The sequence below is a fragment of the Actinoallomurus sp. CA-142502 genome, from assembly GCF_050936355.1.
Lineage (GTDB): Bacteria > Actinomycetota > Actinomycetes > Streptosporangiales > Streptosporangiaceae > Actinoallomurus > Actinoallomurus iriomotensis.
This window is the reverse complement of sequence record NZ_JBNJMY010000001.1, coordinates 3,642,987-3,655,041: the sequence shown is the minus strand read 5'-3', so window position 1 is coordinate 3,655,041 and position 12,055 is coordinate 3,642,987. Positions and strand designations below refer to the sequence as shown.

Here is a 12,055-nt window from a genome sequence, read left to right as displayed (position 1 = left end):
ATCACGCTAGTTGCGGCTCCGGAGTGCTCGCTTCTCGATTCCTGACCGGCCTGGTCACCTGTTTCGCCAGGCAGGACGGCATCCCGGCGGTGGCGGCCGCCGCCTGGCGCCGGTAGACGCTGGGCGGCACGCCGACCAGCTCGGTGAAGCGGGTGCTGAAGGTGCCCAGCGAGGAGCAGCCGACCGCGAAACAGACCTCGGTGACGCTGAGGTCGCCACGGCGCAGCAGCGCCATCGCGCGCTCGACGCGCCGCGTCATCAGGTAGGCGTACGGCGACTCGCCGTAGGCGAGCCGGAACCGACGGCTGAGGTGCCCGGCCGACATGTGCGCGCCACGGGCCAGCGCCTCGACGTCCAGCGGCTGCGCGTACTCCCGGTCGATCCGGTCCCGGACGCGGCGCAGCCGGGCGAGGTCGTCCAGGCGCTGCGCCGCCGCCAGTGCGCGCCCCCACGAGGGGTGACACATGACAGGACCCCCTTCAGTTCGCCGCGCGCTTCACGAGCGCGGCGATCCGCTCCTCCACCTGGGGCGTCACCTCGGTCAGGGCGAAGGCGGTGGCCCACATCTCGCCCTCGTCCAGGTCCGCCCGGTCGTTGAAGCCGAGCGTCGCGTAGCGCGACTTGAACTTCGCCGCCGGCTGGAAGAAGCAGACGATCTTGCCGTCCAGCGCGTAGGCGGGCATCCCGTACCAGAGCTTCGGCGCGAGGGCCGGGGCGCTGGCCGTGACCACGGCATGGACCCGCTCGGCCATGATCCGGTCCGAGTCCCCCATCTCGGCGATCTTCGCGAGCACGTCCTGCGCCGCCTCGGCGGCCTGCGCCGCCTTGTCCGTACGCGAGCCGCGGCGTTTCGCCGTCTTCAGGTCCTGGGCGTGCTCCTTCATCGCGGCCCGCTCCTCGGCCGTGAATCCCTCGTACGTGTTCGCGCTCATGACAGATTTCTCCTTCTAGGGGTTTTGACGTGCGGAAATTCAGAGGTCAGCGGCCGGCCGGGACGCGGGACTCCCAGGCGAACCCGTCCGGGTCGGTGAACGGCGCGGCGTCGCCACCGATGGCGATCCGGTGCGATCCGGTGCCGTCGGGCGAGACGCCGGCGTCCTTGGCGAGGGCCCGGCGCCCGTAGAGCGCCAGCTTCACCGAACCCGGCTCGGTGGCGAACTCCACGTACTTGCGACCGAAGCTCTTCGCCACGGTGAGGCCGCGGTCGAGGTAGAACTTCTTGCTCGCGGCCACGTCCGCGACTCCCAGCAGGAGCACGACGTCGTCGATCTTCCCGGTGTCCGGGCCGGTGTCCTTCTTCTCCGAGGTGGCGACCTTCCAGATCGCCCCGTCCGGGGCCTGCACGACGCCGCCGTAACCCCAGAACGACTTCGTGGGCGGCTTCAGCGACGTCGCGCCGGCGTCGAGGGCGGCGCCGATGAGGCTGTTGACCGTGGCGGGCTGGGAGACCGTGAGCGACAGCGTGAACCCGCGGAAGCCGGTCGTCGGCGCCTCCGAGGCCCGCACGCGGATCCGGTCGCCGAGGCCGAAGGCGTCGGCGTAGAGGCTGGTGACGGCGGCGGGGTCGGCCGCCTCGAGGGTGATGAATTCGATGGAGAACATGCTGATGAGACTAGGAGCGGCCCGAGGACCCGCGCTTCTTCATTCCTGACCGGTATGCGGCGATTGACGAATCGGAACAAGGTTCCGTATAGTTCCGGAACGACGATCCGTTTAGATGTCCCGGAAGGGTACGCGAATGATTCTGGTCACCGGCGGTCTTGGTTTCATCGGCTCCCACACCGCGCGTGCGCTCGTGGACATGGGCGAGGAATGCGTGCTGGTCAACCGGAGGAAGGTCGAGGTACCGGCCTTCCTCCCCGCCGAACAGGTAGCGGTGGCGCAGGCCGACGTCACCGATCTGGAACAGCTGCTCGACATCGGCGCCCGCCACAAGATCACCGGCATCGTGCACCTCGCGGGCTCCATGCCCTGGCCTCCCAGCGCCGACCAACCCGTCGAGGCGGCGCGAAAGGCACTCGGCGGCCTGTTCAACCTGCTGCAGGCCGCTCAGAACTGGGAGGTCGAGCGCGTGGGCGTCGCCAGCACGATCGGCGTGTACTCCGGCGTCGCCGGCGAGGGTCCGCTCCGGGAGGACATGCCGCTGCCGATGACCTCACCCCACCTGATCCCGGCGTTCAAGAAGATCGGTGAGCTCCTCAACGACCACCTGGCCGACGCCACCGGCATCGACGTCGTCAACTACCGAATCTCCGGAATCTGGGGCCCGCGAGGCCACGACGACCCGTTCTTCCCCGCCCCCGAGCTCGTCCGTGCCGCCGCTCGCGGGACCGCGCCGGACCTCTCCCATCTGCGCGCGCCGGCGTACGCGGAGGACTCGGTCGACCTGTGCTACGCGAAGGACGCGGGCCGGGCGATCGCGCTGCTCCAGCTCGCGGACCGGCTCGGCCACCGCACCTACAACGTCGGGTCCGGCCGTGCGACGACCAACGCCGAGGTCATCGCCGCGATCAGGACGGTGGTCCCCGACGCCCGGATCGAGCTGCCCTCCGGCGGCACCGGCCCGCGGACCTACCTCGACATCACCCGGATCCGGGAGGACACCGGATACCGGCCCGTCTACGACGCCGAGCGCGCCGCCGCGGACTACATCGCCTGGCTGCGGGCGGGCAACGAGCGCTGAGCGGCCTACGGCTCGTCGCGCCAGCGGGCGATCAGCTGGAAGTACAGGTAACCGCCGGCCTCCCGCACGATGTACTGGACCTGAGTGTCGCGCGAGTAGACCATCGGGCCGCTGCGCGTCGGCGAGGTCACCGCGTTGATGCCGTTGGCGCGGGCCATGGTGCGGGAGCGCAGCTCGTGCGGCGGGTCGGTGACGATCACCGCGGTCCGCCAGTGGAGCTTACGGAACTCCTCCCCCGCCGCGATCATGCTCTGCAGGGTGTCCTTGCCCGTCGGCACGGCGACCAGCCGGCTCGCCGGCACGCCGTGCTCGTTGAGCCAGGTCTTGCCGGTGCCCGCCTCGGTGTAGTGGTCGCCGGGCTGGTTGCCGCCGACCGTCAGGATGTGCGACGCGACACCCTCCTTGTAGAGGGTGAGGGCGTGCCGCAGCCGCCATTCGAGCACGTCACCGGGGACGCCGTTGTTCTGGGTGGCGCCCAGCACGATGATCGCGTCCGAGTGCGTGCGGACGTCCTCCCGCGCGACGTACCAGACGTAGAACCCGGCGGCCAGCGGTGCGCCGACCACGATCGCGACGATCAGAAAGAAGATCCGCACCACCCAGCGCCACGGCCCGCGCCGGCGCCGGCCGCGCCCGCCACCGTCCTCGTCGCCGTACGGCACCAGCGGCTCGTCGCGCTCGATCCGGGGCCGTCGCGGCAGGTCCTCGCGCGTCGGGTCGGCCGACCGCTGGGGCAGGTCGACCCGTGTGCGCGGTGACTCGCCGGTCTCCCGGCGAATCTCGATGGTCGGTTCGGTGCCGTCCGGTCGTCCGGTGATCGCTCCTCCATCCCTCACGACCGGTCAGACGAGCGAGACGGGCCGGTGGTTCGGTGACTTACCCCTTCGACTTTATCGCCGCGCGGCCCGCCTCCAGGCGTGCCACGGGGATGCGGAACGGCGAGCAGGAGACGTAGTCCAGGCCGACGTCGTGGAAGAAGTGCACCGAGTCCGGGTCGCCGCCGTGTTCGCCGCAGATGCCGAGTTTGAGGTCCGGCCGGGTCGCGCGGCCCTCCTCCGCGGCGATCCGCACCAGCCGTCCGACCCCGTCGACGTCGAGCGTCTCGAACGGGGACACGCCGAAGATGCCGAGTTCGAGGTAGCGGCCGAAGAACGCCGACTCCACGTCGTCACGGGAGAAGCCCCAGGTGGTCTGGGTGAGGTCGTTGGTGCCGAAGGAGAAGAACTCGGCGGCCTCGGCGATCTGCCCGGCCGTCATCGCGGCGCGCGGCAGCTCGATCATCGTGCCGATCAGCGCCTCGACGCCGACGTCGGCGAGCACCTTCTCGGCCTCCTCACGGATGTACTCCAGCTCCTGCACGGCGCCGACGAGCGGGATCATGATCTCCGCGTGCGGCTCCCCGCCGGCCTCCTTCAGCTCGGCCGCGGCCTCGGCGATCGCGCGCACCTGCATGCCGAACAGGCCGGGGATCACCACGCCGAGCCGTACGCCGCGCAGGCCGAGCATGGGGTTCTGCTCGTGCAGGCGGCGTACCGCCTCCAGCAGCCGCTCGTCGTCGGAGGACGCGTCGCCGGTGGCGACCCGGACGGTCAGGTCGGTCAGGTCGGGCAGGAACTCGTGCAGCGGCGGGTCGATCAGCCGGATCGTCACCGGCAGCCCGTCCATCGCCTCGAAGATCTCCTTGAAGTCCTGCTTCTGCAGCGGTTCGAGGGCGTGGAGGGCGGCGTTCCGGTCGTCCCTGGTCTCGGCGAGGATGAGGTCCTCGACGTACTGGCGGCGTTCGCCGAGGAACATGTGCTCGGTCCGGCACAGGCCGATCCCCTGGGCGCCGAACCGGCGGGCGCGCGCGGCGTCGTCGCCGTTGTCGGCGTTGGCGCGTACGGCCAGGCGGCGCCGGGAGTCGGCGTGGCGCATGAGCCGGTCCACCGACGCGACCAGTTCGTCGCCGTCGGAGGCCGAGAGCGCGCCCTCGAAGTACTGGACCACCGGCGAGTCCACGACCGCGACCTCGCCGAGGTAGACGGCGCCGGTCGTGCCGTCGATGGAGATCACGTCGCCCTCTTCGATCGTCACGCCGGGGGCGGTCGCCTGGCGCGCCCTGACGTCGATCTCCAGTTCCTCGGCACCGCACACGCAGGTCTTGCCCATGCCGCGGGCGACCACCGCGGCGTGCGAGGTCTTGCCGCCGCGGGAGGTCAGGATGCCACGGGCGGCGATCATGCCGTTGAGGTCGTCGGGACTGGTCTCACGGCGCAGGAGGATGACGTCCTCGCCGTCGTCGGCCAGCTCGACGGCCCGTGCGGAGGTGAACACGGCCTTGCCCACGGCGGCGCCGGGCGAGGCGCCCATCCCCTCGGTGATCTTCTTGACGTCGTCGCCGATCTCGCCGAACCGGGGGAACATCAGCTGCGCGAGCTGGTCGCCGGTCACACGCCGTACGGCCTCGTCCTCGTCGATGAGCTCCTGGTCGACGAGCTGGGTGGCGATGCGGAACGCGGCCGCGGCGGTCCGCTTGCCCACGCGCGTCTGGAGCATCCAGAGCTTGCCGCTCTCGATGGTGAACTCGATGTCGCACAGGTCGCGGTAGTGGTTCTCGAGCGTCTCCATGATCTGGAGCAGCTCGTCGTAGGACTTCTTGTCGATCTGTTCGAGGTCGGCCAGCGGCACGGTGCTGCGGATGCCGGCGACGACGTCCTCGCCCTGGGCGTTCTGGAGGTAGTCGCCGTAGATGCCCTGCTGGCCGGAGGCCGGGTCGCGGGTGAAGGCGACGCCGGTGCCCGAGTCCATGCCGAGATTGCCGAAGACCATGGCGACGATGTTGACCGCGGTGCCGAGGTCGGCCGGGATGCGTTCCTGCCGGCGGTAGAGAATGGCGCGCTCGGCGTTCCAGGAGCCGAACACCGCCTTGATCGCCAGGTCCATCTGCTCGCGCGGGTCGGTGGGGAACTCCCGTCCGGCGTTCTCCCGGACGATCTCCTTGTACGTTCCGACCAGGTCCTTGAAGTCGTCCACTTCCAGGTCGAGGTCGGACTCGACGCCCTTGGCCGCCTTCGCCTCGTCGATGGCCGTCTCGAACAGGTCCCCGTCGATGTCCAGCACGGTCTTGCCGAACATCTGGATCAGACGGCGGTAGGAGTCCCATGCGAACCGCTCGTTGCCGGACCGCTCGGCCAGGCCGTGCACCGACTCGTCGTTCAACCCGATGTTGAGGACCGTCTCCATCATGCCGGGCATCGAGAACTTCGCCCCTGAGCGCACACTCACCAGCAGCGGGTCGTCGGGCTGGCCGAGGCGCTTGCCCATCTCCCGCTCCAGCGCCTCCAGGTACCGTCCGACCTCCTCGTCGAGCCCCTCCGGCATGGCCTCGTGGTCCAGGTAGTAACGGCATGCCTCCGACGTGATCGTGAACCCGGGAGGCACGGGCAGGCCCAGGTTGGTCATCTCGGCGAGGTTGGCGCCTTTGCCGCCAAGCAGGTCCTTGAGATCCTTGTTGCCCTCGGTGAAGTCGTACACGTACTTCGGCATTGGGGACGCTTCCTCACTCCCGGCGCGACGAATGCGGTGACTCTACCCACCTCTCGGTGATTCGTCGGTCACTGTCGGCTTTCATGATTATTCCCGCAGGTCAGAGTGGGTATAGTGGTCTATTCCAATACCGACATTCCCGCCTATATAGCCAAAAAACCCCCGAGAACGATCTACTTTCGGGCGCCTGCGAGTATGGACATACCCGCGCTTGTCTCTGGGGATGATGCCGCCATGAGGCCCGTGACGGACGGGGGCGCGGGTGAGCCCTTCGCCCCCATCGCGGAGTACGGCTTTCTGTCCGACGCCGAGACCACCGCGCTGCTCGCGCCGAGCGGGAACGTCGAGTGGATGTGCCTGCCGAAATTCGACTCCCCCAGTGTCTTCGGCTCGCTGCTCGACCGTGACGCCGGCTACTTCCGTGTGGGCCCGGCCGGGGTGGACGTGCCCGCCGCCCGCCGCTACATCCCCGGCACGCTGGTGCTGGAGACCACCTGGTGGACGCCCGGCGGCTGGCTGGTCGTCCTCGACACCCTGCTGATGGGTCCCTGGCACCACGAGACCGAACGTTCGCACACCCACCGGCGGGCGCCCACCGACTACGACGCCGACCACGTGCTCCTGCGCATGATCCGCTGCGTGAACGGCCAGGTCCAGCTGCGCCTCGACTGCCTGCCGGTGTTCGACTACGGCCGGGTGGCGGCCTCCTGGGAGTACGCCGGGCCGGGGTACCACGAAGCGGTCGCCTCCGGCGCCGGCGTCGAACTCCGGCTGACCACCGACATGAACGTCGGCTTCGAAAGCTCCCTCGCCACCGCCCGTACGCTCCTCAAACAGGGCGACACACGCTTCGTGACGCTCTCCTGGAGCGAGCACCTGCCACCGAAGACCTACGACGAGGCTCAGTCCCGGCTGACCTGGACCGTGCACCACTGGCAGCACTGGCTGGACCGCGGGAGGTTCCCCGACCATCCCTGGCGCGGCCATCTCCAGCGCAGCGCCCTCACGCTCAAGGGCCTGACGTACGCGCCCACCGGCGCGGTCGTCGCCGCACCGACCACGTCACTGCCGGAGGAACCGGGCGCGGACCGCAACTGGGACTACCGCTTCACCTGGATCCGCGACGCGACGATGGCCCTGTGGGCGTTCTACACCCTCTGCTTCGACTGGGAGGCGAACGACTTCTTCTACTTCGTCGCCGACGTCGCCGAGGCCGCCGGCGGGCACGTGCAGATCATGTACGGGGTGGACGGCCGCGCGAACCTGGAGGAGACCGTCCTCGACCACCTCACCGGGTACGACGGCGCCCGCCCCGTCCGCATCGGAAACGCCGCCTACCTGCAACAACAGCACGACGTGTGGGGCGGCATCGTCGCGTCGATCTTCCTGTACGTCCGCAAGCGCGACCGCCTCGACGACCGGCTCTGGTCGATCATCGTCAAGCAGGTCGAGGTCGCCCTGGCGAACTGGCGCGGCCCGGACCACGGCATGTGGGAGGTACGCGGCGAGCGCCGGCACTTCACCTCCTCCAAGCTCTTCTGCTGGGTGGCCGCCCACCGCGGCGCGCAGCTGGCGTTGATCCGCGGCGACACCGACCGGGCGATGGAGTGGCAGGAGGCCGCCGACGAGATCCACGCCGACATCCTGGCGAACGCCGTCGACGCGCGGGGAGTGTTCGTCCAGCACTACGACACGACCGCCCTCGACGCGTCGGCGCTGCTCATCCCGCAGGTCGGCTTCCTGCCCCCGGACGACCCGAGGGTCCGCGCGACGGTCTTCGCGATCGCCGATGAGCTGACCGAGGACGACCTGGTCTACCGCTACTGGCCCCAGGAGACCGACGACGGCTTCGGCGGCTGCCGCGAGGGCACGTTCACGATGTGCTCGTTCTGGCTGGTCTCGGCGTTCGTCCTGATCGGCGAGCTGGACCGCGCCATCACCCTGTGCGAGAAGATCCTCTCCTACGCCAGCCCGTTGCTGCTGTACGCCGAGGAGATCGACGTGCACAGCGGCCGTCACCTGGGCAACTTCCCCCAGGCCTTCACTCACCTGGCCCTGATCAACGCCGTGATGATGGTCATCCGCGCCGAACGCCGCGAACCCCGAGCCCCGTTCGTCTGACGAATGAGCGTGTCCACGCGTACGTCAGGGATAGGAGGTGTCCTGGACGCCCACCGGGGCGCCCATTTCCTCCTGCAGTGACTCCAGGAGCTCTTCCAGGTCACGCCCTTCGGGCTCGTTCAGGAACGCGGTCACAGCGGCATGGACGTCCACCGTCGCGTCCGGATCGTCCGCGTCGTACTCGCCCAGGAGAAAGCGCGCGAAGGTGGGTGAATCCGGGTCCTCGTCGAGCACCCACCCGCCGCCGACATCGCTGAACATGTATTCGGCGCAGTACGCGGTCAGAAGAAGGTCGAAGGGCTGGTAGCCGATCATCTCGAATGGAGCCGGGTCGCCGGCGCAGACGGCGCCCATGTGCATGAGGCCGTGGCTCGGGTTTTCGAGGAGCGTCTCGGGCGGGTCCCAACGGGACAGGGCGCCCAGGCGGACGACCAGTGCGCGGCTCGCCTCGGCCCAATCCGGCAGCAGTTCCCGGCGTTCGTCCCGAACCCGGGTCGCCGCGTCCGGGGTCAACGGACTGGGCAGCGGCTGTTCCGGATCGAGCGGGTACGCCATGAAGCTCTCCTGATCTTGAAAAGGGTGAACATGCACCTTAGCGGTCGCCGATCGCTCCGACCGACCACCAGACGGGGTCGCGATGGCCGAACGCGTCGCACATCCTCCGGTTGATCGCCGGCGCGCTCGAAGGCGTCGACCAGACCGGGCTCCTGCGGCGACCTCTCGTCGAGCGTGCTCACCCGGCGGTCGCACGAACTCACCGAAGCCCGGATCGTCGCGCTGAACGCCGCGAACTCCGAGCCCTCGGTGCGGTGGGCGGCCGGCGCCGGGCCGGTACCAACAAGTACCGGCCCGGCGCCGTGGGTGCTCAGGCGGCCGAGGAGGTGGTGGTGGGGGTCGGGGTCGCGGGGGCGTCCCAGTCGATGGTGTGGCGTTGTTCCCAGCCCAGGGACTTCTCGATGTTCATCGCCTTGAACGCGAGCGGCATCAGCAGGGACATCGCGCGCCGGGCCGTCGGGCCCGGGGTCTTGGTGCGGTTGACCTTCCGGCCTCTCGCCGTGATTCGCTCGACTCGGGGGCGGCGCAGGCGTTCGTACGCGATGAACGCCGATGACGGGTCGGGCAGGTCGCGGAGGCAGCGGGCCAGTTCCACCGCGCTCTCGATGGCCAGTGACGCGCCCTGGCCGGTGCTGTTGGACGGGGCGTGCACCGCGTCGCCGACCAGCACCATGCGTCCTCGGTACCAGTGTGGCACCGGCGGCATGATGTGGAGGCCCCCGACGACCTGCAACGTCTCCGGGACCGTGCGTGCGGCCAGCACGCCGCCCGGGTCGTCGCCCTCGTACGTCTCGCGCAGCGTGCGCAGCCACTTCTCGGCCGGGACCGCCCGCGCCTCGGTCAGGGTCATGTACGTGCGCGAGGGCAGGTTGGCGCCCCACGCGGTTCCGCCGCCCGGCTGGGGCCAGTACAGGTAGTAGGCGCGGCTGCCGTAGGCGAAGAACATCGTGCCGGGTTCCACGTCGAGGTCGACGTCGGCGAGGCCGCCGAAGCCGAGCATGCCGGTGTAGTCCGGGCCGGGGGCGTTCGGGTCGATCAGGGTTCTCACGGTGGAGCGGACGCCGTCGGCTCCGATCAGCACGTCGGCGCGGACGCTGGAGCCGTCGGTGAACCTCGCGGTAACGCCGGTCGGGCCGTCGTCGGCGGCCTGCAGGCGCTTGCCGTACGCGAACCGTACGCCGGCCGCGAGCGCGCGTTCGCGCAGGACGCGGTGCAAATCGCCGCGTTCGACCACCTGGAGTGGCGGTACGTCGGGCAGGCCGGGCAGTACGCGGGGTTTTCCCCGGCCGAGCGTCATGGCGGTCCGCCGCATCGGCACGGCGATGCCGCGGACGGCGTCGGCGGCGTCGATGATGTCGAGCGCGGCGAGGCCGTTCGGTGCGAGGGCGAGCGCGCCGCCGATGCCGTCCGACTCGGCCGGGTACGCCTCGTGGACGGTCGCCTCGATACCGGCTTTGGCCAGTGCGGCGGCCGTGACGGGGCCGGCGATCCCGCTGCCGATGACGATCGCGGTTCGTACCTTGGACATGGTTCTCTCCCGTGTGGGTGCGTCGGCGCAGCCCGCCGACGTGGTGGTCGCGAACCGTCCCCGCGAAAGAGAACCCGGATATCCTTTGGTCGCCACCTCGTGGCCGGGTTCGTTTTCGCGGGCATCGGTTCGAGGAAGGGTCCCGGTGGCGGTGTTGCCGCACCGCCACCGGGCCTACATCGTGAAGCCGGCTCCGGCGCACCTCGGTGCCGGTGGGCAGAAGCGGCGCGTCCGAACACCACGAGCCGCCCAACTCGTTCGTCTGGTGCATCCGAATCGTTCGTACGTGGCTCGGTGCGGTGGGCGGCGGCCCGTCGCCGGGTCGGCGCCCCCGTGGGTGCCGGCCCGGCCGTCTTGTGGGCTGTCAGCGGGTGGACGCGGTCGTGGGTGCGGGCACCACCGGGGCGTCCCAGTCGATGGTGTGGCGTTGTTCCCAGCCCATGGTCTTCTCGACGTTCATGGCGAGGTCCAGCGGCATGCGCAGCGAATCCGCCTTGCGCGTCGCCGGCCCCGGGGGTGTCTTCGCGTGGTTGATCTCCGCGCCCCGTGCCGTGATCTTTTCCACCCGGTGGCGGCGCAGGCGCTCGTACGCGGCGAAGGCGGAGGAGGGGGCCGGCAGGTCGCGCAGGCAGCGAGCGAGCTCGATCGCGCTCTCGATGGCCAGTGAGGCGCCCTGGCCGGTGCTGTTGGACGGCGCGTGCACGGCGTCGCCGACCAGCACCATCCGGCCGCGGTGCCAGTGCGGCACCGGCGGCATGATGTGCAGCGCCCCGGTGATCTGCAGGTTCTCCGCGGTCGTGCGCTCGGCGAGGTCGCTTCCCGGATGGTCGTCCGCGTAGGTCTCCCGGAGTGTGCGCAGCCATTTGTCCGCGGGGATCGTGCGCGCCTCGTTGAGCGTCATGTAGGTCTTCCACGGCAGGTTGGCACCCCAGGTCGTCCCGCCGCCGGGCTGACGCCAGTACAGGTAGTAGGCGCGCCGTCCGTACGCGAAGGTCATCGTCCCGGGGTCCACGTCGAGGTCGAGATCGGCGAGGCCTTCGAAGCCGAGCATGCCGGTGTAGTCGGGACCGGGTGCGTCCGGATCGATGAGCCTGCGCACGGTCGAGCGGACGCCGTCGGCGCCGATCAGCACGTCGGCGTGGGCGCTGGTGCCGTCGGCGAACCGCGCGGTGACACCGTCCGGCCCGTCGTCGGCGGCCACCAGGCGCTTGCCGTACGCGAACTCCACGCCGGCCGCGAGCGCCCGCTCCCGCAGGAGCCGGTGCAGGTCACTGCGGTTGACCATCTGCAACGGCGGCATGTCGGGAAGGCCGGGCGTCTCGAATGGCTCCGCGCCCCCCATCGACATGACCATCCGCCGCATCGGGATGGCACTGGCGCGCAGGGACTCTTCGGCGCCGATGATGCCGAGCGCCGCCTGGCCGTTCGGTGCGATGGCGAGCCCGCCGCCGATGCCGCCCGACGACTCGGCCGGGTACGCCTCGTGGACGGTCGCCTCGATACCGGCTTTGGCCAGTGCGGCGGCTGTGACGGGGCCGGCGATCCCGCTGCCGATGACGATCGCGGTTCGTACCTTGGACATGGTTCTCTCCCGTGTGGGTGCGTCGGCGCAGCCCGCCGACGTGGTGGTCGCGAACCGTCCC

General features: G+C 70.1%; 10 protein-coding genes. 2 read left to right on the top strand and 8 right to left on the bottom strand.

The features are described from left to right. Window position 1: 1 nt before the first annotated feature. From ACQEV1_RS17780 to ACQEV1_RS17770, 3 genes are read right to left on the bottom strand one after another with little or no spacing between them, the layout of a single operon-like run. Complete coding sequence (locus ACQEV1_RS17780) at window positions 2-466, bottom strand: helix-turn-helix transcriptional regulator (RefSeq protein WP_285617284.1); 465 nt, start codon at window positions 464-466, stop codon at window positions 2-4. A 13-nt stretch (window positions 467-479) separates the two neighbouring features. After that, window positions 480-932, bottom strand: a complete 453-nt coding sequence (locus ACQEV1_RS17775) for an iron chaperone (protein ID WP_285617285.1) — start codon at window positions 930-932, stop codon at window positions 480-482. Window positions 933-978: 46 nt separating this feature from the next. Then, window positions 979-1,602, bottom strand: coding sequence for a glyoxalase (locus ACQEV1_RS17770; RefSeq protein ID WP_433394758.1), 624 nt, complete (start codon window positions 1,600-1,602; stop codon window positions 979-981). 136 nt (window positions 1,603-1,738) lie between these two features. On the opposite strand from ACQEV1_RS17770, the gene ACQEV1_RS17765 reads away from it, so the two are divergent. Continuing rightward, on the top strand, window positions 1,739-2,683 hold the full coding sequence (locus tag ACQEV1_RS17765; protein ID WP_285617287.1) for an NAD-dependent epimerase/dehydratase family protein: 945 nt from the start codon (window positions 1,739-1,741) through the stop codon (window positions 2,681-2,683). A 5-nt stretch (window positions 2,684-2,688) separates the two neighbouring features. Here ACQEV1_RS17765 and ACQEV1_RS17760 read toward each other — a convergent pair whose 3' ends face one another. Together ACQEV1_RS17760 and ppdK are read right to left on the bottom strand one after the other, a co-directional pair. Beyond that, window positions 2,689-3,519, bottom strand: coding sequence for a YdcF family protein (locus tag ACQEV1_RS17760; RefSeq protein WP_433394757.1), 831 nt, complete (start codon window positions 3,517-3,519; stop codon window positions 2,689-2,691). Window positions 3,520-3,559: 40 nt separating this feature from the next. Continuing rightward, window positions 3,560-6,208: a pyruvate, phosphate dikinase gene (gene ppdK / locus ACQEV1_RS17755; protein WP_285617289.1), complete on the bottom strand. Its 2,649-nt coding sequence runs from the start codon at window positions 6,206-6,208 to the stop codon at window positions 3,560-3,562. 234 nt (window positions 6,209-6,442) lie between these two features. Here ppdK and ACQEV1_RS17750 point away from each other — a divergent pair, with 234 nt between their 5' ends. Next, window positions 6,443-8,329, top strand: a complete 1,887-nt coding sequence (locus tag ACQEV1_RS17750) for a glycoside hydrolase family 15 protein (protein ID WP_433394756.1) — start codon at window positions 6,443-6,445, stop codon at window positions 8,327-8,329. 24 nt (window positions 8,330-8,353) lie between these two features. Here the strand turns inward: ACQEV1_RS17750 and ACQEV1_RS17745 are convergent, their stop codons facing one another. From ACQEV1_RS17745 to ACQEV1_RS17735, 3 genes are all read right to left on the bottom strand, one after another. Continuing rightward, window positions 8,354-8,884 (bottom strand): hypothetical protein, encoded by a 531-nt coding sequence (locus ACQEV1_RS17745; RefSeq protein ID WP_285617292.1) that lies wholly within the window; start codon window positions 8,882-8,884, stop codon window positions 8,354-8,356. A gap of 310 nt (window positions 8,885-9,194) precedes the next feature. Beyond that, window positions 9,195-10,412 carry an FAD-dependent oxidoreductase gene (locus tag ACQEV1_RS17740; RefSeq protein WP_433394755.1) on the bottom strand — a complete coding sequence of 406 codons (1,218 nt, stop codon included), beginning with the start codon at window positions 10,410-10,412 and terminating at the stop codon, window positions 9,195-9,197. Window positions 10,413-10,776: 364 nt separating this feature from the next. Further along, window positions 10,777-11,994, bottom strand: coding sequence for an FAD-dependent oxidoreductase (locus tag ACQEV1_RS17735; protein ID WP_433394754.1), 1,218 nt, complete (start codon window positions 11,992-11,994; stop codon window positions 10,777-10,779). Window positions 11,995-12,055: the final 61 nt, after the last annotated feature.

Bases quoted from the DNA above. Each gene is read 5' to 3' on its own strand.
- ACQEV1_RS17780 (WP_285617284.1), bottom strand. From the start codon at position 466: ATGTGTCACCCCTCGTGGGGGCGCGCACTGGCGGCGGCGCAGCGCCTG.
- ACQEV1_RS17775 (WP_285617285.1), bottom strand. From the start codon at position 932: ATGAGCGCGAACACGTACGAGGGATTCACGGCCGAGGAGCGGGCCGCG.
- ACQEV1_RS17770 (WP_433394758.1), bottom strand. From the start codon at position 1,602: ATGTTCTCCATCGAATTCATCACCCTCGAGGCGGCCGACCCCGCCGCC.
- ACQEV1_RS17765 (WP_285617287.1), top strand. From the start codon at position 1,739: ATGATTCTGGTCACCGGCGGTCTTGGTTTCATCGGCTCCCACACCGCG.
- ppdK (WP_285617289.1), bottom strand. From the start codon at position 6,208: ATGCCGAAGTACGTGTACGACTTCACCGAGGGCAACAAGGATCTCAAG.
- ACQEV1_RS17750 (WP_433394756.1), top strand. From the start codon at position 6,443: ATGAGGCCCGTGACGGACGGGGGCGCGGGTGAGCCCTTCGCCCCCATC.
- ACQEV1_RS17745 (WP_285617292.1), bottom strand. From the start codon at position 8,884: ATGGCGTACCCGCTCGATCCGGAACAGCCGCTGCCCAGTCCGTTGACC.
- ACQEV1_RS17740 (WP_433394755.1), bottom strand. From the start codon at position 10,412: ATGTCCAAGGTACGAACCGCGATCGTCATCGGCAGCGGGATCGCCGGC.
- ACQEV1_RS17735 (WP_433394754.1), bottom strand. From the start codon at position 11,994: ATGTCCAAGGTACGAACCGCGATCGTCATCGGCAGCGGGATCGCCGGC.